19 protein-coding genes and 2 pseudogenes are annotated in these 25,137 nt (G+C 38.3%); 8 read left to right on the forward strand and 13 right to left on the reverse strand.

The window, feature by feature from the left end:
* The first annotated feature begins 105 nt into the window (after positions 1-105).
* From L6469_RS14190 to L6469_RS14200, 3 genes and pseudogenes are all read left to right on the forward strand, one after another.
* Positions 106-4,476 carry a pectinesterase family protein gene (locus tag L6469_RS14190; protein ID WP_162091541.1) on the forward strand — a complete coding sequence of 1,457 codons (4,371 nt, stop codon included), beginning with the start codon at positions 106-108 and terminating at the stop codon, positions 4,474-4,476.
* A 543-nt stretch (positions 4,477-5,019) separates the two neighbouring features.
* Positions 5,020-5,166 (forward strand): annotated as a pseudogene (locus L6469_RS14195) (nitroreductase family protein); the annotation flags it as partial.
* Positions 5,167-5,475: 309 nt separating this feature from the next.
* Positions 5,476-6,039, forward strand: a complete 564-nt coding sequence (locus L6469_RS14200) for a hypothetical protein (protein ID WP_006281424.1) — start codon at positions 5,476-5,478, stop codon at positions 6,037-6,039.
* Between the two features lie 14 nt (positions 6,040-6,053).
* Here L6469_RS14200 and L6469_RS14205 read toward each other — a convergent pair whose 3' ends face one another.
* Both L6469_RS14205 and L6469_RS14210 read right to left on the reverse strand, forming a co-directional pair.
* Positions 6,054-6,758: a hypothetical protein gene (locus tag L6469_RS14205; protein ID WP_006281425.1), complete on the reverse strand. Its 705-nt coding sequence runs from the start codon at positions 6,756-6,758 to the stop codon at positions 6,054-6,056.
* Positions 6,739-7,545 (reverse strand): metallophosphoesterase family protein, encoded by an 807-nt coding sequence (locus L6469_RS14210; RefSeq protein ID WP_006281426.1) that lies wholly within the window; start codon positions 7,543-7,545, stop codon positions 6,739-6,741. The genes L6469_RS14205 and L6469_RS14210 overlap by 20 nt, the downstream gene beginning before the upstream one ends.
* A gap of 312 nt (positions 7,546-7,857) precedes the next feature.
* Between L6469_RS14210 and L6469_RS14215 the strand changes: the two genes are divergently transcribed.
* Positions 7,858-8,625, forward strand: a complete 768-nt coding sequence (locus tag L6469_RS14215; RefSeq protein WP_006281427.1) for a DeoR/GlpR family DNA-binding transcription regulator — start codon at positions 7,858-7,860, stop codon at positions 8,623-8,625.
* A gap of 95 nt (positions 8,626-8,720) precedes the next feature.
* Here the strand turns inward: L6469_RS14215 and L6469_RS14220 are convergent, their stop codons facing one another.
* From L6469_RS14220 to ribB, 4 genes and pseudogenes are all read right to left on the reverse strand, one after another.
* Positions 8,721-9,272 (reverse strand): hypothetical protein, encoded by a 552-nt coding sequence (locus tag L6469_RS14220; RefSeq protein WP_006281428.1) that lies wholly within the window; start codon positions 9,270-9,272, stop codon positions 8,721-8,723.
* A 166-nt stretch (positions 9,273-9,438) separates the two neighbouring features.
* On the reverse strand, positions 9,439-9,981 hold the full coding sequence (locus L6469_RS14225) for a hypothetical protein (protein WP_006281429.1): 543 nt from the start codon (positions 9,979-9,981) through the stop codon (positions 9,439-9,441).
* A 205-nt stretch (positions 9,982-10,186) separates the two neighbouring features.
* On the reverse strand, positions 10,187-10,669 hold the full coding sequence (locus L6469_RS14230) for a hypothetical protein (protein WP_177181312.1): 483 nt from the start codon (positions 10,667-10,669) through the stop codon (positions 10,187-10,189).
* 989 nt (positions 10,670-11,658) lie between these two features.
* Positions 11,659-12,264: pseudogene (gene ribB, locus L6469_RS14235) on the reverse strand (3,4-dihydroxy-2-butanone-4-phosphate synthase); the annotation flags it as partial.
* Between the two features lie 193 nt (positions 12,265-12,457).
* Between ribB and trxA the strand changes: the two are divergent.
* Positions 12,458-13,003: a thioredoxin gene (trxA, locus tag L6469_RS14240; protein ID WP_371262738.1), complete on the forward strand. Its 546-nt coding sequence runs from the start codon at positions 12,458-12,460 to the stop codon at positions 13,001-13,003.
* Between the two features lie 122 nt (positions 13,004-13,125).
* Positions 13,126-14,370: a phosphoserine phosphatase SerB gene (gene serB / locus L6469_RS14245; RefSeq protein ID WP_006281433.1), complete on the forward strand. Its 1,245-nt coding sequence runs from the start codon at positions 13,126-13,128 to the stop codon at positions 14,368-14,370.
* Between the two features lie 490 nt (positions 14,371-14,860).
* Here serB and L6469_RS14250 read toward each other — a convergent pair whose 3' ends face one another.
* Together L6469_RS14250 and L6469_RS14255 are read right to left on the reverse strand one after the other, a co-directional pair.
* Positions 14,861-15,256 (reverse strand): hypothetical protein, encoded by a 396-nt coding sequence (locus L6469_RS14250; protein ID WP_074803229.1) that lies wholly within the window; start codon positions 15,254-15,256, stop codon positions 14,861-14,863.
* Between the two features lie 102 nt (positions 15,257-15,358).
* Positions 15,359-16,465, reverse strand: a complete 1,107-nt coding sequence (locus L6469_RS14255) for an AAA family ATPase (protein ID WP_006281435.1) — start codon at positions 16,463-16,465, stop codon at positions 15,359-15,361.
* Between the two features lie 510 nt (positions 16,466-16,975).
* On the opposite strand from L6469_RS14255, the gene L6469_RS14260 reads away from it, so the two are divergent.
* Positions 16,976-18,319, forward strand: a complete 1,344-nt coding sequence (locus L6469_RS14260) for an AAA family ATPase (RefSeq protein WP_006281436.1) — start codon at positions 16,976-16,978, stop codon at positions 18,317-18,319.
* A 4-nt stretch (positions 18,320-18,323) separates the two neighbouring features.
* A complete protein-coding gene (locus L6469_RS14265) occupies positions 18,324-18,965 on the forward strand; it encodes an RloB family protein (protein ID WP_143067189.1) in 642 nt (213 codons plus the stop codon).
* Between the two features lie 338 nt (positions 18,966-19,303).
* On the opposite strand, the gene L6469_RS14270 is transcribed toward L6469_RS14265, so the two are convergent.
* The 5 genes from L6469_RS14270 to L6469_RS14290 form a co-directional block, all read right to left on the reverse strand.
* The gene (locus tag L6469_RS14270) at positions 19,304-19,600 is read right to left on the reverse strand and encodes a hypothetical protein (RefSeq protein WP_006281438.1); all 297 of its coding nucleotides are present in this window, start codon (positions 19,598-19,600) and stop codon (positions 19,304-19,306) included.
* Positions 19,601-19,887: 287 nt separating this feature from the next.
* Positions 19,888-20,463 carry a hypothetical protein gene (locus L6469_RS14275; protein ID WP_039869527.1) on the reverse strand — a complete coding sequence of 192 codons (576 nt, stop codon included), beginning with the start codon at positions 20,461-20,463 and terminating at the stop codon, positions 19,888-19,890.
* Position 20,464: 1 nt separating this feature from the next.
* The gene (locus L6469_RS14280) at positions 20,465-22,633 is read right to left on the reverse strand and encodes an AAA family ATPase (RefSeq protein WP_006281439.1); all 2,169 of its coding nucleotides are present in this window, start codon (positions 22,631-22,633) and stop codon (positions 20,465-20,467) included.
* Positions 22,630-22,857: a hypothetical protein gene (locus L6469_RS14285; protein ID WP_006281440.1), complete on the reverse strand. Its 228-nt coding sequence runs from the start codon at positions 22,855-22,857 to the stop codon at positions 22,630-22,632. The genes L6469_RS14280 and L6469_RS14285 overlap by 4 nt, the downstream gene beginning before the upstream one ends.
* 2 nt (positions 22,858-22,859) lie before the next feature.
* Complete coding sequence (locus L6469_RS14290; RefSeq protein WP_039869531.1) at positions 22,860-25,136, reverse strand: DEAD/DEAH box helicase family protein; 2,277 nt, start codon at positions 25,134-25,136, stop codon at positions 22,860-22,862.
* Position 25,137 lies beyond the last annotated feature (1 nt).

Consider the following 25,137-nt stretch of genomic DNA (forward strand, 5'->3'; position numbering starts at 1 on the left):
ACCCATTCTTTTCGTTATTTTTCACCCTATCCCTTGTAGAGTTATCTGTAATTTTGCAACCGAATAAATTACTAATCCTTTTTAATAATGATGAAAAATAACCTAATGAAAATTCTTATGGTTCTTGTCGCCCTTTTGTCAAGTTTTGGGGCACAAGCCATACGCAAGGTTCACACTATTGGTGATTCGACCATGGCACCTTACGATCCTTCACAAACCGTGACTCGTGGCTGGGGAATGTATCTTCAAGACTTCCTCACCGAGAATCTACTAGTAGCTAATTATGCACATGGTGGATGCAGTACCCGAAGCTTCTATGAAGACTCCCGTTTCTGGGCTACCACCAAAACTCAACTGGCAGAAGGCGACTACGTATTCATACAGTTTGCTCATAACGATGAGAAAAACGACGGTATGGATGGAGCAGAACTCAAGGCTTATTACGAGAGCATCGGTGATGCCCAGGCTTCCAGCGTGGACACTCGTGGAACTGTACCTAATGGTGCCTATAAGGATTACCTTATTAAGTTTGTCAACGAGAGTCGCATCGCAGGCTGTACACCTGTATTGGTAAGCCCTGTATGTCGTAAGTATTTCACAGGTAACAAGATTCGTCGCAATGGTCGTCATGATTTGGGCGACAGCTACTCTGTCCTCACCTCAAACGGTGTTCTCACCAACCAAAGTGTAAGCGAAGACAATACCCTTATGGATTACCCTGCCATGATGAAACATGTAGCAGACTCTATGAACGTGCCTTTTATCGATCTGACACAGGCGTCTGAAGAATTATTCGAAAAATATGGTGATACCAAGGCCAACGAATTATTCTTCGATGGTAATGGCTCAACCCACTTTAATGAGACTGGCGCTACCATGATAGCCCGACTCTGTGCCCAGAAGATGAAAGAACAAGGTATCCTTGCTGACGATGTCAACCTGACAACTGAACTCACAGCTACTCCTTCAGCCCTCAGTCTGGGTAGTGGCTACAAGGGACAAAGTCTTACCAAGAGTTTTACTCTTAAAGGGTTTGAACTTAGTCCTGAACAGGGATCTGTATCACTGACCACTACCGGAAATATACTGGTATCAACAGACCAGCAAAACTGGAGTTCATCGCTCACCCTCTCGTACGAAGCCGGCATGATACTCGAAACTCTCTATGCCAAATATAATATCACTGATGAGAACGCAGAGATAAATGGTAATATCCAGATAGCACAAGGTGAACAGACTGTCAATGTAGCCGTAACAGGAGAAATCGTGAAACTGGAAACCGGTGAAGCTCAAGACGGGGTAACCGCCACATGGACTCTGGGCGATGGAACCACAAGCTCTACCAACGGAGAACTATCTGTTGCTGGTCTTACCTCTACTGCTACCATGACTATAGGCAGCAAACTCACAGTAGCATCTCCTCAGAGTGTCAACTCTCTATCATTCTACCGTGTACAGCCAACAGAGACCGTCAGCGCAGATGATGACAATGCTGCCATCAACTTCACACTCACCCCTAAGAAAGGACTTGTATACGTGCCTACACACATCGCCTTCAAGACTGTACGATTCGGTACCGATGGTGGTCTCCTCGATATCGTTGCATCAGTAGGCGACAACAGTGTGACCATTGCTCAAGATATCAAGCCAGATCGCAACAATACAGGTTATTCAGACCTGAGCTATGATATTCAGAATCTGGTTACTACAGGCGACCCTGTCGTCATAAAATTCTATGTCAAGAGTCTGGGCAATACCAAACAGATAGGTATACGCGACATCGTAGTAACAGGAAATTTCTCTGGTACCGTTGTCGAAGTACCAAGCTATACTCTCAATGTAGGCAATTCTGATCCAGATGCCGGTACGATTTCAGTAAGTCCAGAAGCCTCCGTCTTAGACGAAGGTACAGAAGTGACCTTGTCAGCAACAGAGAACTTCGGCTATCACTTCATTGCCTGGAACGACACAGAAGGCAACTACCTCTCTGAGTCTAATCCTTACACCTTCAAGATAACAAATAACGTAGATGTAAAAGCCGTATGGCAGAAGGCAACCGTTTACAATCTGGATGTCAAGCTCACCAATGGCGCCCGTTCTAACCTCGTAAAGATTGAGCCTGAAGGCAATATCGTAGATGGTAAACACCAGTATGAGATTGGCACAGAAGTGAAACTGACTGCCCAGAATAATAAGATTATGACCTTTACTGGCTGGGAGGACAACACGACCACAACAGAACGTGTCATTACCATGAATTCAGACACAACCATCACGGCAAACTTTGCCACTGATGATTATATCGTAGGTTGGGATTTATATGATGATTCACCAAAGACCGAACGAGCAGCAGACTATAAGTCGGATACCGAGAACGCCGGTCTACTGAGTCTGCATAATGAAGAGGGAGCTACCACCTCATGGCTTTCACGCGGATCACAAAACGGACAGGAGAATGGCAAATATGCAGCACGCATCTGGCATCCGCTGACCGATAAATATTTTTTTGAAATTAATTTCTCTACCCTCGGCTACAATAATGTTCAAGTAAGCAACTGCCTGGGTACCGACTATAATTCATACTCTACTATCTATGAGCAGGTATCTCTCGATGGTAAGGAATACGAAACAATAGGTACATTCGAAAATATTCCTGCTCGAGGCTGGAGCGATGTCAAATCCTTCACATTACCAGAGAAATACAGCAATCAACAGAAAGTGTATGTTCGCTGGTATCCTGATTTCGATAGCGAATTAGTAGGTGTTAGCTCTACCTATGACGGTCTTTCTATTGCAGAAATTTTTGTTACTGCAGACCATGCAGCGGGCGATGACACAGTAGCACCTACTCTACTCAGCTCTAATCCGGCAGACAAGACAGACGGTGTATCAGCTTCAGGCAATATCGTACTTACCTTCGACGAAAAAGTACAAGCTGGCCAGGGAAATGCAACACTTGGTGACGAAACTCTTCAGCCAACCATAACCGGCAAAACCGTAGTATACCCATATTCTGGTTTATCATACGCCACAGACTATACCTTCACTCTTCCTGCTGGTGCAATTACCGACCGCAATGGCAATGCCTTCGAAGGTGTCAGCATCAGTTTCAGCACCATGGAACGTCAACAGCCAACCGCCAGTGTCTTTGATGCTATAGTAGCTCAAGACGGAACAGGCGACTATACTACCGTTCAGGCTGCTATCGATGCTGCTCCTGCCAATGCAGCCACTCCATGGCTTATCTTTATCAAGAAGGGTGAATATAAAGGACATATTACCATACCTGCTACCAAACCCCATATCCACCTCATTGGCCAGGGTAAAGACTATGTTACTATCAGCGACGAACGCACCAGCGGTACCGGCCAGTATGGTATCGAAGATGGTGCTACACTCGACATCGAATCGGATAACATCTACATGGAAGGTATCGACCTGATTAATTCGTACGGTGTAACTCAAAATAATGGTCCTCAGGCTCTGGCACTCTGCTCTAAAGGCGATCGCCTGATCATGAACAAGATGGGGCTCCGCTCATATCAGGATACCTGGTTCACCGGCAAGGACGATACTCATCGTGCATACATAAGCAACAGTTTGATAGAAGGCGCCGTTGACTTCTTCTATGGCAAAGGCGATGCTATGATTATAGACAACACGATCAATATCGTTCGCAAGAGTGGTGGTTATATCGTAGCACCTAACCAGGGTGAAAACTGTAAATGGGGGTATGTATTCCAAAACAATATCGTAACAGCTCCTGGTATACCTAGCGAAACCGACGTATGGTTGGGGCGTCCTTGGCATGAAACACCTAAAACGGTGTATCTCAATACCCGTTTCGAGGTAACTATCCCTGCTACTGGGTGGTATCCTACAATGGGTGGTATCCCAGCACTTTGGGCAGAGTTTAACTCTATGGACGGACAGGGCAATCCACTCGACCTTTCTCAGCGCCGTGTAGATTACTACTATTATGCCGATGCAGAGAAGACACAGCTCATAGAAGGCAAGAGTGCAAAAGCTGTTCTTACAGCTGAGGAAGCTGCACAATATACCGTTAAGAATGTATGTAGTGGAGACGATGGATGGAATCCTGAACTGATAACAGAAGCCTGCACTACTCCAGAAGTAACTTCTGCTGATGGTATACTGTCATGGCAACCTGTAGCTTATGCTATCTGCTACGTCGTAACTCAAGGCGACGAAGTGGTAGCAATCACTACAAATACAACCTATGATACTACTACCGCTCTAGCATCTTCAGAAAACACAGAAAGCTATAAAGTACAGGCTGTAAACGAATATGGATCGCTCAGTGAGTATGGCATTCCTGCCACAACTACCGGTATAACAACGATTAAACAGACTGACACCAAGAGAGCAACTGAATATAACATTACCGGCCAGCGTGTATCACCAACCTACCAAGGTATTGTTGTCACTTCAGGCAAAAAGCATATTCAAAAATAATTTATATATAACCATTAAAAGAGGTTTTGTCTTCACTTTTTGAAGACAAAACCTCTTCTTGTTTGATAATACCATCCTCACCATCATAGTTTTGGACTTTTTGCTTCAAAGATTGAGCTTTATATCCCCTATTAAGGTTAAGTGATTCATGCTAACACGCTTAATAATCAGTCACGATGAAGGAGATTCTGTCATACCCCCTCAGAAAACCTTCAAGCGACAAACAGAAATCTTTCAAACTTAACACGAATAATCAAATTGAACGAAAAAAACTTGGAATATAAATAAATTCAACTTATATTTGCAGTATAAAAATCAAAAATATTAGTTGAAGTTTTACATATATTATTCGCACAGACCTACTTGGGAGTGATTCTTAGGAAAGGCCTGATAGATTATTCGCATAAATTTCTTATTATTGAATCATTTTATCTCGTCGGAGATAGCAAATAAGGCGTTAGCTTTACAGCAAACGCCTTATTTACGTTTATACGTATATAAATATTATGATTATCCAGCATAATAATTATAAACTATCAGATTCGCCAGACGCCGCTTATCATTTACGTTTGTGGTGATACTGCAAAATTTCAACCAGGAGAAGCACGCGACTACTGGATAGAAGACTGTTCTGCTGTCAGTGAGAATATTCTTCTTGCAGCTCATGCGATGGGGCTCGGAGCCGTATGGGCGATTAAGTAAACTCTTGTGCCGAAATCCCTTACCATAATACCTTGCATGGTATTATGGTAAGGGATTATTATTCTACCACGTTAAGTGCGAATCAAAGTGAAAATGAACTTTTTTGAGCAATTACTTGGTACAATCATTCTTTTTTATTTATTTTGTACCAATAAAAATCTAAATTATAAGAATAACAACATTTAGTGATTTTCTGCTTTCTCTTGATGAACACACTCCCTCATAGAGACATTATGCCTTATGTTTTCTCATGAGACTATGAAAGATATTCGCAAAGCACATAAAAATAACTAGCTTATGCAGGCAAGATTTAAGAAAAGAGCCAAGGTATTCGACATCGTGATTACCGCCGTGGCTGGAATGCTGTCGGTGGGCGTAATGCTCTATGGCGTATTTTATTTCGGACTGGGCGAGGCTTGGCCTGAACTGGTGCTCAACATGTTCTACATCGCCTGTCTGGTGATGATATGGATGTACTTCTTCAACTCTCCCCGTATCACCACCCAACAGTTCAACTACTGGTGTTCCGTCTCGGTGGGTATAACGGTGCTGCTGCGCGACATTCTCTTTGCACCGCCGTTGGCGTTCTACGCGCTCCACCTGGCATGTCTCACCCTGTCGGTGCTGCTGCTCTGTATGCTCACTTTCTTCTATGCACGTAAGGACTGGAAGAGCTACACCAAGCGCAATCTCTGGGCCATCTGCATCATCGACATGCTCATTGCCGCGCTCTACAATTTGGACATCTATCTGGAACCCACCAATGAGTACACCGACTATCTGCTCGTCGAAATTTGGATCCGTCCCACCATCACCTACGGGCTCGTGGCCTGCTTCGTGACGGAAAGGGAGAATAAATAAACACGAATATCACGTTAAAGGAACTTTATCTTTGCACCGATAGACAAACCTACGATATCTGTGAGCTTTACTTTCTTTTCGGTGATATACGAACGGAGGTAAAGGTCGCAGGTACTAAACTCGTAAAAGAGCGAAATACTCCTCTTATTCGTACGATGCTTCGGTGGAATATTCCACGAAATCTGCTGACCTAAGAATACGTTGATTCGAATGCGAGTAGATAAGAAGTCGTAATAACTCTTCGGATAACGGTCGGGCTGACTTCCCCAGAAATCCTTACCAAACACGGTATTCAGATACAAGCCGCAGGTAAGTGGGTCTACAACTAAGTTTTTCCACGTCTTGATCTGCCAAGGAATAAAGGTCTGCTTCAAGGTCATCGTTATCTTCGGATCGTCAGAATTACCCTTCGGAATGAAACCCATCAGTAAATGGGTTTCCCACTGTTCACGCTTACCATAATCCCATCCGATACCTAACGACACAACACCCATATTGCCATGGGTCTGAAATATACCTTGTGTAGGAATTAAGTGGGCCCATCGCCTATAACGACGTATCACCTTTCTATCGTAATCTGAAAAACTGGTATCTCTTAACACAGAATCATTAAACTGGGCAAAGAGTTTATCAGTATTTACATTCTGAGCCTGTATACTGGCATTCGCCAGTAACAGATATAAAACAATAAGCAGAGATTTAATATTTAACAATTTCATAATAATAGCCACTTGGGGTGATGGTGAAAATAAAATAGGTACGCTTCTCCATACTTGGCATACCATAATACATCAAACCGTCATGAAAGAGATCATCGGTCTGGATATTATGATCGTGACCATTAAGACAGAAGATAGGATGTAAAAAATTCTGTACATAATACTGAAATGGTTCAGCTATATTATTGTTAAACTGGTCGCTATATGGACGGGCATGCATACAGACTACAGTACGATCGAACTCACTCGAATCGGCTACAGACTGTGCTCTTAGATAATTCAGATCGGGTACCGAAGCAACATAATCGTACTCTGTAGCATTCGTATTAATAAAGATAAACTTGATTCTACCAGCAATCATCGAAAAATTACCCGGTCCATACTTGGTATAATAATATTCCTCACCTGTACCCAGAAAATCGTGATTACCAATCAGCACGACATAAGGCAACTGTAAACCACTGAGTACATCATCTGCCCACTCAAACTCCTTTCGAGTACCCGTATCTGTAATATCACCACAGTGGATAACAAAATCGATACTGTCTTTTCTTCGATTAATATCAGCTACAGCATCGTCTGTATCAGTATACCACTGGTGAGAATCACTCATACATACAAAACGAATCGTATCTTTATCCTTCGTAATTTGTTCTATTTTACTAATATTCGTACTATTAATACCTCTTTCTCCTGTTACCTCCACATCATAAGGATGGGTATCAAAGCAACTGGCAAGAAAAGGTATCATCAAAGCTACGATAAACTTTAACTTAAACCTATTCATAACTATTGTATAAAATTATCTTTACCCTAAATAGTAATATTTTTACTTACCTATTAACCTACAATAAAATTCGGTTACAAAAATAAACTATTCAAGAATAATATCAATGTTCTATTTACGACAAAATATGATGAATTAAGGCGAACTATACTAAATTGCCATAATTTTTTCGCAAAAAGAGAACCATAAAAATAGATTTCACTTAACTCTTTTGTGCTCCGGCAAAGAAATCGCATCGCTAAAAAAATACATGTAGATAGGAGAAAATATCAGAAAATATCAGTATTTTTGCACAAAAAAAGAAAAATAACTATGCTTTTAGCTGCAGAACGAAGAGAAAAAATACTCGAAATGCTTCGCGAAGACGGGCATGTCAAGGTGAGCGAACTGAGCAAAGTGTTCGGTATCAGCGAAGTGACTATACGTCAGGATCTGGAGAAGCTGGAAGAGGAACAGCAACTGCGACGTGTACATGGTGGCGCTATCCTTAATAATGCCGGCAATAATGTTCGCGAATTCTCACTCGTTACTCGTGATCATCAAGATGCAAAACAGGCTATAGCTCGTGAGGCTGTAAAACTGATCAAGAATGGAGATACGATTATTCTTGATTCTGGTTCAACAACTACAGAAATTGCGCATCTTATTATGGGTTTCACCAATTTGACAGTGATAACTAATGCCTTGAATATCGCCATGATTCTGGGAAGCAATCCTGGCATCAATCTGTTAGTTACTGGTGGTGAATTCAAATCACCTACCCTCTCTTTGACAGGACAAAAAGCAGCAGACTTCTTTGTCAATCTTCATGCGGATAAAGTATTTTTGGCTACAGCTGGTATCAATATCGAGACAGGACTGACTTATCCGAGTGTAAGCGATCTGGTCGTGAAAAAAGCGATGATTGATGCTTCTGAACATGTATATCTGGTAGCCGACAGCAGTAAAATCGGCAAAAGTGCTTTTGCGTGTCTAGGCAGTCTGTCACTGGTAGATACCATTATCACTGACGATGCCATGACACTGAAAGATCAGGATCTGCTGCTCCGACAAAATATAGATATCATCATCGCAAAATAACGGAATGAATAATCACTCTTGTGCTAAGATACTTATCTTATAGCTATCAATATAGAGTAAAAGTCATTTTTACATATTTTTTCCTATCATAAACATTAATCAACTATAAAATCTACCTTTTGGGCATATCGTATACCCCATAAGCCCTTTCTAATTATGACCACACAATTTCTTCCAATAGACTGAGGAATCTTGCCTGATTGATACCAAAAGGACATACCCAAATCTTTTATATATATTTTACTATAATATACCCACGAATCTGCCTGTTTACTTGGCACATATATTCCCATTTCATTACCAATCACGGTTCCAGTCTTTTTTATTTCTTCTCCTGAGGGAAAATATTGATTTGGAAGAACTATTATAGAAGCAATAACTACATAACTAACAAAAAACTTGCAAAAAAACTCAAAACATAAACTTAAAAAATTTTTAGTACTATGCTTAAACCATTTGATATATACAGAAATGCATAAAGACAATACTATTATAGCCAAATAATCATGCATCCACGGAATACAAATTGGGAGCAATGGATAGCTCGTACGTATAAGTATATCTAGAAAAGTTACTATAAATAAACAAATTGCCCACAGAAAAGCATTAAACCACAATGTCTTAAAAACATCTTTAATTAAAACCATAATTTTATTTTTTTATTATTTGACTATTCCTATCAAAAAAGGCTTTATTTACACCCCATATACAATTTCCTATATTTTCTATTTTTTCAGTGTATTTGTTTTTTGAATTTCTGAGATCCTTTCCTGATATAACGCATTCTTGTAAAAATAAAGAATTAGAAGTCTATTATAAATTTTCTGGGGACAGCATTACAGAACGCAAAGAATCAGCTCTTTCCTTATAATATTGCATTGGTTTCCAATCTTGGCGAGGAAGTTTATTATCTTTGAGAAGATTATATATTATATCTGCACAATTATAATGGCCTAAATCTGATCCTTTTCTAAGATAATAAAGTGCCATTTCTTTTATCTCAGTATTTTTACTATTAGCGAACATGTTGTTTTCTTCATATCCGAATAATAAACGATAAACCTCATAACATGCATACATATCATCATATTTCTCTGCCATAAGCAAATCATAGAATAAAATATCATAATGCTTTTGGGTTGGGAAACATAATTCATCATCAGGATAACACAATGCATATAATTCATAATAGGCATCATGATTACCATATTTTACAATTTGTTGCTTTAAACTATCTTCTATTAAAGAAGTTCTATTTGTACAAGAAATATCCTTCTTATAATTAAACATGAAAACAAAAGTTGTGCAAATTGCCCCTATTACTATTCCAATAAATATAAATAAAACTTTTTTCATCTTTTGTAAATTTTAGGTGTATTAAATAGCATTTCTCGTAATTTCTTTAAGAAGTCTTTAAATTTATCATTCGCATGATAATGATTTATCCACGATAGATCATCATCCGTCAATTGTACTTTATGACAATAAGACAAACCGCAAGAAGATAACAATAATAAAAGTATAAAATATTTTATATTTCCCATAAAATTGATTATAAGAGTTATTCAAGTTTATTAAGTGTATTAAACCGCATTTTTTTTAAAATATTAGTTGCTCCTAAAATATAACATACCAACAAGAAAAGAAAAACAAAATCAATAATATCAATTTTTCTAGATTGCGCATTATGAAATTCAAGCGGAGATTGCATTTTTAGCATTTGTTGTTTTATTGTAGGCTGTCCATCAAAAAACACTTTCCGTGTTTTTGTATTAACGAGGAAATATTTATTTTTGGTCATGCCATAAATAAAATTATTTCCTACACAAAAAGAATCAATACTATTAACCAAATATTCTCCTGTTTTGCTATCCAGCAAACCAGCAGAAGATCCATTTATCTCTATTGCATAATCGTTTGGGATTTTATCTAAATAATATGTACCTATAAAATCTTCATGATAATATATGGTCTTCGATATCGAATAAGTTAGAAGTAATAATACAATTAACACTAAGTTTATTAATAATTTTGATATTTTCATAAATAGTTTATTATACTGGTTTAAAAAAGAAGGTTCTAGTTCTTGTTTTGTAATCATAAGGGGTTCCTCCACGCTCTAAATTTGGCCCTTTATCATCAGGCTTACAAAATGAAATACCCAATAGACCTGTTATAACGCTATAATTAACCATAGTTCTCCCAATATGGAAAGTTCACTTTAATTCATACTCCGTAAATATCACTTTTCTATAATCTTCTCCACAAAAAAAATCATATGTATCCGGAACATATAATTTATGATTATAAACCACATACGGACTAGGCGTCCCTCGATCTATTTTATAAGAAGTTTTTGTATTTATATCTGTTATTATATAATATAAAACCCAAGGGCCAATAATTGTTTCAACTCTTTTATAATGATAATTAATACTATCAGAAGGATCAACAAATAGCACTATGTTTATACTATTATCACATTCTGGTATACTTGATATTTTTTCCCTAACTTTACTTGGTAATTCATTAAACCTAAGTACTCTTTTTTTTAAATACTTTATGTTATAACTACACGAAATACAACATAACAAAACGGAAAATATTCCTATAAATACTATATTCTTTTTGTTTTCATGATAATTCATTTGGCCATAATAGAATTAAGTTATACGACTTAATCAGATATATAAAAATAAGTGATTAATTTTCTTACAAAATTATATATAAACTAGATACATTGTTTATTTTTTTAACTTTTTTAGTACTCAATAGGTAACTTTCATATTCGAGACCACAAAGGTGGTACAGGTTCTGCGCTGCTGTCAATGGTATGACTTGTTGTCCGTATAGATGTTCAGTTCGTCGTATCTGGCTGTCCTTATCCATTTGGCAGGCACGCTGATGAACTTGAAAACCATACAAAACATAAAGGCAACCGAAATCAATCGATTGCCTTTATTCCTATTTAAATAACAGTTTCAAATGAAATCTGTAGAATGAATCTATTACCGTTTAGCAGTTGTTAGCTTTACGATATTCTATCAATTCCTCGATAGAAATAATCTTCATATCCCAAGCCTTCGCCTTTTCCATCAACTGTGGCAAACGCGCCATCGTACCATCTTCATTCATCACCTCCATCAACACGCCAACAGGTTTAAGTCCCGCAAGACGACACAAGTCGATAGCAGCTTCGGTATGACCATTACGATCGAGCACACCATTATCCTGTGCATAAAGCGGATTAATATGTCCTGGACGACCAAAAGTATCAGGGGTAGAAGAAGGATCAGACAAAGCCAAAATAGTAGCCGCACGGTCTGCAGCTGAAACACCAGTAGAACAGCCCTCAAGTTTATCGACCGTAACCGTGAAAGGTGTACCCAAAAGTGAAGTATTATCCTTTACCATGTGAGGCAAATTAAGCTCAGCGCAACGAGCGTTAGTCATAGGCACACATAGTACACCACGAGCCTCATGCAATAAGAAGTTAACTTTTTCAGGAGTAATCTTTTCTGCTGCAACTATCAGATCACCTTCGTTTTCGCGATCTTCATCGTCTACAACGATTACAAATTTACCCTCTTTAAAATCTTTTACCGCTTCCTCAATACTATTGAGCTTATATTCTGTCATTTTTACAAATCTTTTTTTGTGGGTTTTTAATACCTTTTTATATGATGCTGCAAACTTACTGATTTTTTTTGAGAATTCCATCGATTTAATCAAAAATATCAAATTTATCTCTCATACGATACTTTTTTACCGAAAATATTTGGAAGTAATATAAAAATAGTCTATATTTGCAGCAATAAATATCTGAAACGATATGAAATACTTGATAAGGAAAACGATATTAATGGGCTTAACCCTGACCATGATGCTTGCTGCAACGAGCTGTAATAAACAGTCGGATAAGAATGCACAGCAAGAAGGGAAAGAGCCTACAGCCAGTAACCATCTGGCAAAAGAAGAGAACAAGACAACTATAAACAAGGAGGAAAAAAAGATGAACAAACCAGTAGAAATGACTGCGGAAATGTTCCGCGAGAAGATTATGGATTATCAGACTAATCCTAATGAATGGAAATATCAAGGTGATAAACCAGCTGTTATCGACTTCTACGCTACATGGTGTGGTCCTTGTAAAGCTACCGCACCGGTACTCGAAGAATTAGCAGGCGAGTATACAGGACAAATCGATTTTTACAAGGTCGATGTAGACCAGCAAGAAGAACTCGCTGCATTGTTTGGTGTACGCTCTATCCCTACCCTCGTATTTATACCTAAGGAAGGACAGCCACAGACCGCTGTTGGGGCGATGAACAAGCAGCAGTTGCAAGAAGCGATACAAGCTACGATCTTAAAACATTAAGAGTGAATATCGCCCGACATCGGGTAAAAATAGGCAGAAAACGCAAGTTTTCTGCTTTTTTTCGTCTTATCAACGAATATTTGCGTAACTTTGCACGATAAACGCAACTATTCATATTTGATATGGTAAATAATGAACTAAAAGAAGAACAGATCCTTATTGGTATAACCGGTATCGACCAGCCAGGTCTTACCGCTACCATCATGCGTATCCTTTCTCGCTACGAGGCACAAATCCTCGATATCGGTCAGGCTAACATCCACTCTACTTTAAGTTTGGGTATCTTGATTCGTATCGGCACGGAGAAGTCAGGATTCGTTATGAAAGATCTTCTGTTTGCAGCCACCGAACTTGGTGTACATATTGACTTCCGTCCAGTAGCCGACAAGGAATACGAGGGATGGGTACGCCATCAGGGTAAAAACCGCTATATCCTATCAGTGGTAGGTAGAAGTCTTACCGCATTGCAAATAGCTCTTGTTACTGCGATTATACGCCAACAAGGTTTTAATATTGATAATATTCGCCGACTCACTGGTAGAATGAGTATCGAGCATCCTGAAAGTAATCTCCGCACTTGTTTCGAGTTTTCACTACGTGGCAAACCTACAGATCGGGAGCAGATGCAAAGTGAATTTATGCGATTGAGCCGTGAGCACGGTATCGAGATATCATTCCAGGAAGATACTATGTATCGCCGTATGCGAAGACTGATTTGTTTCGATATGGACTCTACGCTGATTCAGGCTGAATGTATCGATGAGCTGGCTCGCCGTCATGGTGTATACGATCAGGTTGCAGCCATCACAGCCAGCGCTATGCGTGGTGAAATCGATTTCAAAGAGAGTTTTACCCGAAGAGTGGCTTTGCTGAAGGGTCTTGATATCAGCGTTATGGAGGATGTACAGAAGAATCTTCCTATCACCGAGGGTTGTGATCGACTGATGAAAGTGCTCAAGAAGGCTGGTTATAAGATTGCTATCCTCTCTGGTGGATTTACTTACTTTGGTGAATACTTCCGCAAGACATACGGTGTAGACTATGTATATGCCAACGAACTTGAAGTTGGCGAAGACGGCAAGTTGACCGGTCGCTACAAAGGTCCTGTTGTCGATGGTCATCGCAAGGCAGAACTATTGAAACTGATTGCTCAGGTAGAGCAAATCAATTTGGAGCAAACGGTAGCTGTGGGTGATGGTGCAAACGACCTACTCATGATATCAGAAGCTGGTCTGGGAATCGCCTTCCACGCTAAACCAAAAGTTGTAGAAAGCGCCGAACAGAGTATTAACAACATTGGACTCGATGCCATATTATACTTCCTTGGCTTCAAGGACAGCTACCTAGGCGAAGATGGTGTAGCATAAAAAGAAAGATCGATAATAGAAATAGCAGACTCAACCAGAAGGCGTATACACCTCTGGTTGAGTCTTTTTTATGTCATCATGCAAACGTTTACATAATAAAAAACAATTTTAATGCGTAAAAATTATCATAGTAGAGAAAAACTATATATCTTTGCAGCAAAAGTTGAGAATTTCAACGAGAAAAATAAAAAGAACTAATGCGAATAAAGCGATGAAAAAGGAAAAGAATGTATCAACAGGAACTATCAAAAATGGTATGATTGAAACAGATTTTAATTTCCATAACTGGTTCCTTTCTTACATCGACAAAGACTAATCTCTTAATCGTGTGAGCAAGATTTGAGAAGGAAAGAGAATTAAAAGAAAAAACATTTTAAAAAAAAGGGACAATCGATATAATAATTCGACTGTCCCTTTTTTTAGTTAACAAGAAAAAATCCACTTATTCCATCATTTTAACATCATTTTTGGCTTAGAAAAATCCTCTCAATCATTTCAAATAATCATACAAGAATATTGGAAAAGAGTTTAATATGGAAACCATTTCATCCGTATTCACATATTTATCTTTCTGCGCTTCAAATATGCTTTTCTGATTGATCGTTGATTTTTCTGATGGGATGGTATTGCAACCACTTACTAAATAATGAGCCTTACATACATTTTGAATTTTCAAACTTTCCCAGTTGTTCTTGACGGTTTCCTTGTCTGTCTTATCAAGGTCGATGAATCGAAAGGCTTTTGCTTGTGCATAAGCGAAACGTTCGGCCTTACCTTTGAATAGATGCTTGGCGCACTCGTCCCTTGTCGCAACATATTTCCAATAGTCAGCATCTGGCATTTCCTTGGTGTATTTCAATATTTGAGTACAATGTTGGGAGATCATGCCTGCACTTAACTACGCATAGTTCTTCATTCGGCAGGAATAGTTTTCCTATCGAATCGAAAACCGTAGGTTCGGCTTTTCCACCTTCAAATACGAACAATATCATACGCCAAACGTACCCCCTCTATACAGTTTCTCCAAGTTGTGACCAAATCGAAGCTCTTTGTCCGTAAGATTGCATATCGCACTTATATTGTTGTTCTTTAATATGAAGAAACAATCAGGGCGTAGCAAATCATTTGACAACAAAAACGTGTCATGAGTAGTCAAGAATAACTGATTGTCACTCTTGAACAATCGACGGCAAAGGGTATATGAAAGTTCATGGTGGTAAAAAGCATCAAATTCATCAATGAAGATAAATGAAGCATTCACCATCTCTTTCAACCAGTAGTATTGCAATTCTAAATTCATTGTGCCCGTAGACGCAACTAACACAAATGGCATACGGATGCCATTGATAACCGTATAAAGCATGTTCTCGCCCTGCATGGGTTTAGCAAACACAAAATGCTGACCGCTCACTTCTTTCAGAAAATTCGAGAAATCCTCTGTAAGATTATTGTTGATGATATATTCCTCTATGTTGCTTCCTCCCTCTTTAAGTCCAATAAACTCACGATTGTCAAGGCTTCTGAAGAACAACATATTCTCAACAAAGTTTCTTAGCTTCAGCAAGGCATGCCCTTCAGGAAAAGGCACAACACTCAACAGATAATTGACAATCGAGATGTTATTTGCGCTGTTTTTCAAATTGTCAATGGCTGCATCCGTCAAAGCGAACTCTTTGTTCAAGCGCAACGTATCCGTGTCCTTATATAGTAGTTCCTTGTCATTCAAGAACAATTGCTCCTTTACGATAATCCCTTTAAGCTCCTTTGCCACCTTTGAGTAGTTATATGATATGACATCTTTACCGAAATTAAAGACATACTCAAAATCTACAGGCAGGTTGTATCCATATGCCGAAGTATAGTTCAAATAGTAATCGGGTTTCTTCCACTTATGCGACAAATGATTGGCTATATCGAAGATAGCCAACCCTAAGTTACTTTTTCCTGATCCATTTGGACCATATATGATGCCATTCTTCACAATACCGTTCTTAATGGCATCCGTATTGAAAGAATAGCTGCATGGATGCGACAAATTCCACTCTATGTTATCAGCAAATCCACGATAATTCTTAACGGCAAATCTTGTTAGCATAGCTAATATTTACTTTTTTAAATTATATACGGCAAAGTTACAAAATATTCTTTGTTCCGTAAAATATTTACGGAACAAAGTCTCTAATATGGCAAACTTTCCCATAAAATAACCTTCTTTTAATCTTTTTCGTATGCATTTTACGGACAGTCGAATTATTATATCGACTGTCCCTTTTTTTAGTTAACAAGAAAAAAAATCCACTTATTCCATCATTTTAACATCATTTTTGTCCACTTATTCCGTTTTTTAACGACCGATTTCACCCACTTATTCCGAATTTTTAGGGCTATTTTTGTCCACTTATTCCTTTTTTGGGCTGTATAACCGAATACTTTGAAAGACTTCTTTACAAGGTTCAACACATCGGATTTTTATAAGAAAACGACGAGATATTTATAATACCCTAAATATATGTCACATTTTCAAATATTTAATGTACAAATTCGACAGAGTCTAAAATTATTTATTATATTTGCAACAGAAATAATATAAATATTAGATACTATCATGTTATTATCAGCCAAGTTCGAAAATATATACTCGTTCAACGAGGAAACGCGTATCTTGTTCACGGCGAGCAAGAGCGACCAATTGCCGTTGCAAGTGTCACGTGCAGAGAAGCGAGATGATATATCTGTGCTCCGCATGGGCTTGATTTATGGTGCCAATGCTTCGGGTAAGTCGAACATCATAAAGTGTTTGGCTATCATCAAGGAGTTCGCCATGAATGGTTGGAGTAACCGAAAGTACAATTACTTCAAGATGACGGACACTCCACAAGAGCGTTCAAGCATTGAACTGGAGTTCAAGGTGGATGGTCAATTCTTTGCATACGGCATTGCCTTCTCGAAGGGAGGCTTGTTGGAAGAATGGCTGTATAAGACAGGCAGTCGTACTGATGCTATGATTTTCGAGCGCAAGCGTAATGGCGACGTTTGGGAGAATACCATTGCCCCACAGTTCGTGAAGGGGGCAGACGATCAGTTCTTGAAGTTCCTGATTGATGGCACACCGACAAAAGGCACTTTCCTGAGTGAGTATATCAAGCGTAACGGAAAGGGAATCGATGCCATCAAGTCGGCACGCAAGTGGTTCGAGAATTTGAACATCATCTTCCCAAATACGCACAGAACAGATTTCCCATTTCGAGTAGTGGACGTCTCCCAATTTAAGAATGTGATGCGTGATTTGCTCAGCTATTTCGGCACAGGCATATCAGATCTTCGTCGTGTGGAGTCAAAATCTGAGGAATTGGGCATTCCCGATGAAATCAGACAGAAAATTGAGGAAAGCCTTGACGGCAAGGATGAAAAGACTGGCGTAGTGATTCACAATGAGAGCCGCTTCATCTTTGCCGAGAAAGACGAGTCAAAGAACCTAAAGTGGTACGAATTGAAAACCATCCACAAGACAGAAGGCAGCGAGTCAGACTACATATTTGAGATGTTCGAGGAGTCCGATGGAACGTCTCGCCTTTTCGATTTCATTCCTATGCTCATTGATATGCGTGCCAATGATGCCGTCTATGTGATTGATGAGGTCGATAGGAGTCTGCATCCGATGTTGACTTTGAAACTGTTGGAGATGTATGACAGCTTACTCAGAAGCGATTCACAGATGCAGTTGATATGCACCACACACGAGTCCAATCTGCTTTCCACTGCCCCTATCCGCCAAGATGAGATATGGTTTGTGGAGAAAGACAAGAAGGGTGAAAGCCATCTGTCTTCGCTCTGTGAGTACAAGCCGAGGGAGAATGTACAGAAGGGGTATCTGAACGGTCGATACGGAGCCATACCATTCTTTGGAGAACTGAACAATATTCATTGGAACAATGCGAAGCAGGAATAGTTTAATGCGCGAGCGTCAAGAGGCCTTCCGTGACGCTCGCCTAATAGTCATAGCCTCCGAGGGCAAGGACACGGAGCGAATATATTTCAAGGCATTGGCCAAAGAATATACCAATCCCCGTGTGCATGTACATATCTTGGAACGAAGTGAAGACGAGCAAAACAACTCCAGCCCAGAACATGTGTTGAAGCAGTTGAACGATTACAAGGAACAGTATGCACTAGAAGCTGACGATGAACTCTGGCTTGTCGTAGATAAAGACCGCTGGACAGAATCGATGCTTTCTCGTGTAGCTACAGAATGTTCGCAGAATGACTATATGCACATGGCATTGAGCAATCCTTGCATCGAACTTTGGTTGCTGTTGCATTTGGTAGATGCCACTTCATTGTCTCCTGAGGAGCAACAGCTATGGCTGGAGAACCGTCGAAATTCGAGAAGGACAGATCCATATCTAAAGACACGATTGCGTCAAAAGATGGGTTCTTACCATGAGGCTGCATATGATGCTCAAATGCTGATTGCCCATGTTGAGGAAGCAATAGAACGAGCAAAAGCATTGGACAAGAATCCAGCAGACCGCTGGCCTCAGACGCTCGGAACACGAGTGTATCTGTTGGCTGAGAGTGTGATGAATAGAAAGTGATACAAAAGTTGACAGAGTGATTATAAACGATTGAAAACATAATGGTAATATATTTCGACCATAAAAAACGTCTAATTAACCGATTTCTCTGCTTTGGCGATATAAAGCTAAACAAAAGCTATTTCGGGCGGAAACTGCGATATTTTGCAAGTTTCCGCCCGAAATATGTAAGTATTCGATAATAGACGTACAAAAAATTGTTTAAAGCAACAGTTACTTATCTATTATTTCCACAGTCCAACCGAGGTGTAAAGAAATCCATCTTCTCTTGTAGTGAGAGATTCTGCATGGCACTAGAGGCTGGGGGCATAGGTGTAACAGACTTATGCTCCTTGTACTTACAATAAAGGTGACATGTAAAGCGGAAGATAGGTGATACCATCCTCTACTTTATAGTCAGCTGCATGCAAAACAGTAGGAGTGGTCATATACTCTCCAAACTTATTCATACACTTCTTTAGGGAAGATAAAGTGTAGTTCTTGCCGCTTTTGACTTCTATCGGACGGATATTGTGACGATTGGTCACTTTGTCCTTTTGAAGCAAGAAATCTATTTCCATTCGTTCCTCGGCTTTTTCTGACGACTTACTGTAGAAAAAGAGCTTATTGCCGCTGGCTGTCAGCATCTGCTTCATAATGATGTCATCCGCACCTTTTTGAGATTTTACACGGTGCAAATATACACCTTTTTGAGATTTTTTTGCAAGAGTTTTGACGGAAAAGCATAAGATATTTGATTATTTTAAGTCAATTAGAGCAATAAGCAGACGGTAAAACTCAGCGCCTTAAGATTTACTGGCGGAAATATACAAAATACTGCAATCCCGCCAGACTATCGATTATAAATCATAATCAAATTTATAACCGACATCCATAACGAAACACCTGATAAGACAGCGGCAAAACACTTATCTTTTCTCCCTTAATCCAATGGATCAGGTGTTTCTTCAAATTCATCTGATGTTTTATCCTCCTTCTGAGTGAATTCAAGAAAAGTCCTTAAGAATGCTCCCTCTTTGAAAAAATAATTAGGGTTTTCTTCTAGCTTTTCTTGCATATAATCAAAACCAAAGTTTGCATATTCCTCCATTTTTCGCATAAGTTCATCAACTACCTTGCGTTGAGAAATATCTCCCTTGTCCAATGCTATAAAATCAATATCAGTACGCGCAATTAAAGCTGCAAACATATATTCACGCAAACGAGGATATGATGTACGACCAAGACGTGACTCACCAGAACCCCAGTTAGAGATGGCCCAACCAAAATGTTTTCGTTTGGCCTTGTCCTCTACTAAAGGCTTAGTTTGGTTACTATATAAGCCTATAAAAAAAGCTAAAATAAATACTTCAAAACCAGCGCCATATATTTTCCCCCTTACCTCTTGATATTGGTTCACACCCTTACCATAGTCTGAAAAAACACTAATTACAGAGTCTTGATAGCGAACTTCCCAATTAGGATCACGTTTTAACCAAAGTTCATATAATGATTCCATACTATTTGATCTTTTCTATTGTTGTACAAATTGTAGCCATATTCTTATTATCAAAGCCATCTGCTTTTTTGATTCGATAGACAGAACAAGTTAGTTTTTCTATTTCAGAAAAGCGAATTTCTCCTTTTGTGATAAAGTCTTTTGTTATAATAATACATTGCTTCTTAAGGTGATCTATCACATTATAAAAATTTTCCTCTTTGGAATCTCCAAAGGATGAAGTTGCCGCATCAAATACAAGAGGATAATCTTCATCTCTTTTTTCTTGTGTAAAATCAGAAATAGCAAATAGCACAGAAATATACATAACTGTCAATTGAGAGCCTGAAGGCTTCTTTATTTCTGTACCATTAGAACTATAAAGATGTATTTCTGTAGAATCGTCAGCAGTTTGGCTTAGACGTATTTCTCCATGGAAGTCTGTTGCGCTAAGTAACTCAAGATAGCTATTAGCCTTATCTTCCATATCAGCAAGGAATCTTCGAAGATTTTCTTTTTTGGCAACAACAAATGCTTTGGATATTACTTCAAGAACACGATGAACATCTCGATATACCTTAACTTGAAAACTATCAGGATTGAGCTCATCCATCTGCTTTTTCAATCCTTCCATACGTGCTTGTAATTGTGTTAACTCGTTGGTCAGATCTTTTAATCTTAATTCTGCTCTGTTTTTCTGCTCAAACAATCCTTTAATATCATTGAAGTCTTTTTCCAAAACCTCTTCAGATACATTCCCTGCTTGAATGAGTAAGCGTGATTTCTCATCAATAGTATCCTGAATTTGTTTTTCCACCTCTTTTAATTCTAGATTTAGCCGTCCCACCAAATCCATTCTATCGTTTATTTCAATAATAAGTCCATTAATCTGAGACTCATTGCTACCACTAAGTGATAAACTTAAACTATGCAAAGACTCTATGTTATCTGAACAAAAAAGTTCCTTCTCCTCAATGGCTTTTTTCTGACTTTTTTTGGCAGCTTCTAATTCAACATGTTTTTTATATTCTTCAAGCTTCTGTAACATAAAATTATATGCGTCAGACCCTTCTTCCATTGGGCGACCACAAACTTTACAAATTCGGTCGTGTAGCATTTCTTCCATGGTTTCTTGATTAGGTAGATACCATGGAAGTTCAGGTGTTCCATTAACTAATGCCCCTTGAATTTCCTTGACAGCTTCAACTTTACCTATTTCAATTGCCTTCTTTCGCTCATCTTCCTTCTCCAACTTTCTCTTTTCACGACTGAGCGCAGAACACTTCTGTTTAAATTCTTGTAATACTTTAGGAAACGCACAAAGAATCCACATTTTGTCGAGAAGAGCATGATTGTAATCTACTAAACTTATCTTTGCTTTCAATTTTCTACTTCTTTCTTCTTTATTCTTCAATCGACTTTGAATGTCTTTGTATCTCTCTGATGCTTCCTGATTAGCTTCTAGATCTCCCAATCTTTTGGAATATATTTCCAAGGAGGTTGTCTTGTCTTTAATGTCTTGCTTCTTTGTTGAAATTTCTTCTCCAAGCCGGTTAATTTGAAGTTCCAATGATTTTGCTTCACCCGAGACTTTCTTATCTGATTTCATTTCCTTTAGATAAGCAGCATTAGCTTTCTCCTTGAAAGATGTTGTATATTCAACAAGGTCATCAAACTTTCTTATGTCTGAAAATTTATCTACTAAATCCTTCAGTGCAGCAGGATTATTAAAAACATTAAGTTCTGATTCTCCTTTAAACATACTAAATCTTTGAATAAAGGCATCATAGCATCTATCTATAAGATTTTTACCGCTTACTTTAACACGTTCTGACCCAGATGTCTCATACCCAATATAATTAAGTGAGCCAATCCTGAAATTATTATCATCGGTACGTTCAACAGAGAAAGATTTTTCAACATACTTTTCTCCGTCATGTTCAAATAACATTGATACAGAAACTTCGTCCTTCTCACCTATATCTAACTTAGATTTTCGCATTTCAGACACGTGGTCTATATTGCCTTTGTCAATAGTTGTATTGAATAACCATTGCAAAGCTTCAAAAAACGTAGTCTTTCCATCACCATTATCTCCAAGAATAAGTGTAAGTCCATCCGAGAACTCAAACTTATTGTTATCTCCGTAATAACTACGGAAATTTTTGATACAAATTTCCTTGATTATCATACGTTGTCGATTAAAAATTTATCTATTTCTTTCCAAAGTTCTTTATCAGAAGCACCTTCCCCTATTCTTTTAATAATCTGTGCAACTACATTAATTACATAATTATCAGAGTCTAAAGCCTGATCAATAGTACTGATATCAGATGGTGTATAACGTCCAAAACTCATCAGATTGCTATCAGACAAGACTGCTTGCAGCATTTTGTTATCATTACTTCTTGCCATAATCAGAATAAATTTATGTTATAATATGATAAAATTTGGTTTAACTCATTATATGTAAAGTCAGCATTTTCAGATAATACAGCAAAATCACGAACTCTTTTTAATTCACTCCTTAACAGATTACGTTCCATTTTATAGTTTTCTTGAGCTGAATTTATTTTAGGAGCAACGACTAAATCATGTATGATAGCCATATGTTTATCTGGATGCTTTCTTAAGATACGTCCCCTTCGCTGGATGAACTGTCTTGGATTACCTGTACTGGCACAAAAAATAGCCATTTCACTGCGAGGCACATCGACACCTTCATCAAGACATTTCATAGATGTCAATACTTCAATCTCACCATTTGCATATTTTTCAAGGATTTTATTTCTTTCTTTAATTCCTGATACGAATTTTTTCACGGTTGTTGTTTTACTAACATTTTGCACAATACGGGTATATATATCTATCAGATTTTCTGAATAATCATCATCTATTATACTATCAGTGCTGTCAAAAACATCAGCCATTTCATTGTCAGGGTTCGCCCCTTCAGGTACATAGACCAAGGTATATTTCAAGTTACCTTTTTCTGCAAATCTATCTTCAACAATCTGCCTAAATATTATTTCCTTTTCACGTGCTTTATGAACTATTCGTTTACGTTTAAGTAATAAACGCATTAATATATCATCACCTTTGGGGAATGAATCTTTTTCACTATTATAAAATTTAGCTAACTGAAGTGATATACGCATGTATTCTGCCATTTCTTCCTCGTTAAGTTTCACTACATGAGGAAAATATTTGTATCTGCATAAATATCCTTTGTCAATAGCTTCTTGCATATTAAATTCAAAGGTATAGCTTTTTTCACAGCCGAAGAATTCCATAATAGCCCGATTTCCACTTTCGTCAAACTGGCGTTCTGGAGTTGCAGATAGTCCTATACGACGGGGGAATTTTATTCCACCCAATCTGTCCAATATTCTTCCGGCACCCATATTGTGTGCTTCATCTGCAATCAATAAAATTTGTCGTGTTGTGTTTCGATTGAAATCAATTAATTCTCTAAATATGCTTTCACGAGCAAAAGAGGCATATGTGGCAATAATTATGAATGAGGAATTGTCATCTTCAATCACAATACTTTCTTTGATTTTTATATTATCGAGTTCTATCTTCCATTTAGGATTTTTGGAACTTACTTTAATTATATTATTAAAATGAAACCTTTTACACTCTTCCTCCCATTGATCAACGAGCGTAATTGTTGGTACCAATATTAGTGCTTTGTAAAAATGATATTTTTTCCAAATATTCAACAAACAATTCAATGAAGTAAGTGTTTTTCCTGTTCCTGTTGCCATAGCAAACAATCCTTTTTGCGTTACCTTCCAAAGATCATAAGCTTGTTTTTGGTAATCTCGTGGTTCATCAAAAGGAAATTTTGGCTCAACTTTATCTGAGGCTTTAATTTCTAACCGCTCTATCTGTTGAATTATAAATTCAGTTTTTTTTCTTGCCTTATTCAAAATGGCTTGAATGCTTTGAGGAAGGTTATCATTAAGGCGCCGTGAAATAAGAGCCTGTTCTTCGCGCATCAGCTCACCTATATCCTTATGCCTGAAGTTTGCACTTATTCCTGCTTTTACTTCGTCGGCCTTTAGATAGCAGACAGAATCATCATTGCCTGAAAAAGTCTTTTCAAAATCTTCGACAATGTCGTTTATCTTACAAATGTCGCCTTGTCCATCCCAATCACAAAACGCTGTGAGACTTTCCAGATTTTCAATTAAAGCCGTGCGTGAAAAGTTGCAAGACCCATCAAATGCGACCTTATTCAATCCATCAGAAAAAGAACCACATTTGGAATGAGCGATGCCTTCACCGCTCTTAGGTACAACTATTTTTATTTCCAGCCGATTGTTCTTAATCAACCAAGACAAGCACTCGAAGAAATGCTGATTACGCTCCGACAAGGTGCGCTTTACTTCTTGCAGATTGTGCAAGTCAAAATATGGCAAGGAAACACTATCATCACTCACCATCATTGCTTGCTGATCTTCAATAGACAGAACATCATTGATTACCATACGCATTCGTCCCCCATTATAGAGGAATGTGGCAAATCCATCACACAAAACGTTAATGGCAGAAGACGAAAAAAAACCAAGTTTTATATCAAACTCCGTTGCATTGCACAAAGCCTCGGAAAAAAAGCCGATTGGCTCCCATTCCGTTCTGGACTTAAATCTACGGCTAGCTGGCCACAATACGTTGTTCTTTAACATG

The sequence above is a fragment of the Segatella baroniae B14 genome (genome assembly GCF_022024235.1).
In the GTDB taxonomy this organism is placed as follows: domain Bacteria; phylum Bacteroidota; class Bacteroidia; order Bacteroidales; family Bacteroidaceae; genus Prevotella; species Prevotella bryantii.

Excerpts from the sequence above, each read along its gene's own strand:
- L6469_RS14270 (WP_006281438.1), bottom strand. The coding sequence starts at position 19,600 with ATGAAGCAGATGCTGACAGCCAGCGGCAATAAGCTCTTTTTCTACAGT.
- L6469_RS14265 (WP_143067189.1), top strand. The coding sequence starts at position 18,324 with ATGCGCGAGCGTCAAGAGGCCTTCCGTGACGCTCGCCTAATAGTCATA.
- serB (WP_006281433.1), top strand. The coding sequence starts at position 13,126 with ATGGTAAATAATGAACTAAAAGAAGAACAGATCCTTATTGGTATAACC.
- L6469_RS14220 (WP_006281428.1), bottom strand. The coding sequence starts at position 9,272 with ATGGTTTTAATTAAAGATGTTTTTAAGACATTGTGGTTTAATGCTTTT.
- L6469_RS14205 (WP_006281425.1), bottom strand. The coding sequence starts at position 6,758 with ATGAAATTGTTAAATATTAAATCTCTGCTTATTGTTTTATATCTGTTA.
- L6469_RS14250 (WP_074803229.1), bottom strand. The coding sequence starts at position 15,256 with ATGATCTCCCAACATTGTACTCAAATATTGAAATACACCAAGGAAATG.
- L6469_RS14275 (WP_039869527.1), bottom strand. The coding sequence starts at position 20,463 with ATGGAATCATTATATGAACTTTGGTTAAAACGTGATCCTAATTGGGAA.
- L6469_RS14260 (WP_006281436.1), top strand. The coding sequence starts at position 16,976 with ATGTTATTATCAGCCAAGTTCGAAAATATATACTCGTTCAACGAGGAA.
- L6469_RS14190 (WP_162091541.1), top strand. The coding sequence starts at position 106 with ATGAAAATTCTTATGGTTCTTGTCGCCCTTTTGTCAAGTTTTGGGGCA.
- L6469_RS14290 (WP_039869531.1), bottom strand. The coding sequence starts at position 25,136 with ATGTTAAAGAACAACGTATTGTGGCCAGCTAGCCGTAGATTTAAGTCC.
- L6469_RS14215 (WP_006281427.1), top strand. The coding sequence starts at position 7,858 with ATGCTTTTAGCTGCAGAACGAAGAGAAAAAATACTCGAAATGCTTCGC.
- L6469_RS14200 (WP_006281424.1), top strand. The coding sequence starts at position 5,476 with ATGCAGGCAAGATTTAAGAAAAGAGCCAAGGTATTCGACATCGTGATT.
- trxA (WP_371262738.1), top strand. The coding sequence starts at position 12,458 with ATGAAATACTTGATAAGGAAAACGATATTAATGGGCTTAACCCTGACC.
- L6469_RS14225 (WP_006281429.1), bottom strand. The coding sequence starts at position 9,981 with ATGAAAAAAGTTTTATTTATATTTATTGGAATAGTAATAGGGGCAATT.
- L6469_RS14230 (WP_177181312.1), bottom strand. The coding sequence starts at position 10,669 with ATGAAAATATCAAAATTATTAATAAACTTAGTGTTAATTGTATTATTA.
- L6469_RS14285 (WP_006281440.1), bottom strand. The coding sequence starts at position 22,857 with ATGGCAAGAAGTAATGATAACAAAATGCTGCAAGCAGTCTTGTCTGAT.
- L6469_RS14255 (WP_006281435.1), bottom strand. The coding sequence starts at position 16,465 with ATGCTAACAAGATTTGCCGTTAAGAATTATCGTGGATTTGCTGATAAC.
- L6469_RS14210 (WP_006281426.1), bottom strand. The coding sequence starts at position 7,545 with ATGAATAGGTTTAAGTTAAAGTTTATCGTAGCTTTGATGATACCTTTT.
- L6469_RS14280 (WP_006281439.1), bottom strand. The coding sequence starts at position 22,633 with ATGATAATCAAGGAAATTTGTATCAAAAATTTCCGTAGTTATTACGGA.